Origin of the sequence: Nocardioides ginsengisoli (assembly GCF_039537225.1) — a bacterium.
Taxonomy (GTDB): Bacteria; Actinomycetota; Actinomycetes; order Propionibacteriales; family Nocardioidaceae; genus Nocardioides; species Nocardioides ginsengisoli.
Genome location: NZ_BAABAC010000058.1, coordinates 1 through 779, shown reverse-complemented (window position 1 = coordinate 779; position 779 = coordinate 1). Strand labels below are relative to the sequence as shown.

1 protein-coding gene is annotated in these 779 nt (G+C 73.9%); it reads right to left on the bottom strand.

The genetic code is table 11. The annotated features are described in order from the left end of the window. The coding region (locus AB4880_RS26060) for a DUF222 domain-containing protein (protein ID WP_437440516.1) at window positions 1–744 on the bottom strand (744 nt) is incomplete at its 3' end. Between the last annotated feature and the right edge of the window lie 35 nt (window positions 745–779).

Here is a 779-nt window from a genome sequence, read left to right as displayed (position 1 = left end):
GAGCATCAAGTCGGCCCGGGCGATTTCGCCGAGGGCCTGGGAGCGGCGGACGTCGAGGGAGGCTTCGCTGCCCAGGCTTCCCAGGAGCGTGGCGCGGCGGGCGATGGCGTCGTCGAGGTCGTGGGCGTCGGCGGCGTCGAGGAGGCCGGAGATGGACGCCTGGCCGTTGGTGTTGGGCTGGTCGATGTCGACGTAGCGCTGGTCGGCGGCGGCCGCGCGCTCGGCCTCGGCTCGTTCGGGGTCGAACCGGAGGATGGCTTCGGCGATGAGCCGGTCGAGCTGGGCCCAGCCGACGCCGGAGGCGTTGAAGAGGTTGCGATCCACGACCGCGGCGGCGTCGGCCGAGAGCGGGCCGACCATGTCGGCCATCCGCGCGGCCCGCCAGGGGGCGAGGCGTCCGGCCATGACGGCGGCCCACACGTGGGGCAGCCGCCAGGCGCAGCCCACGATCCGCCCGACGTAGGCGCGGCCGCCGTCGGGCGAGCGACCGAGGACGGCCACGAGCTCCATCAGGGCGAACTCCGAGACCAGCGGGGCGCCGTCGCCGGCCAGGGGCAGGCCGGTGTCGATGAAGCCCTCGCGAACTGTCGCCGCGCCCTCGACGCCTTCGACGATGTTGGCTTCGGCCCAGGTGACGATGTCGGCCCACTCGCGGATGAGCGAGGCCTGGCGGACCTCGGCCTCGGCGCGCAGCCGGGTCAGCACCGGGGCGGTGCTGGTGGCGGAGGCGGTGTCGCGAGGCATACCCCTACCCCAACATGTTGAGCCCATCGTGGCTA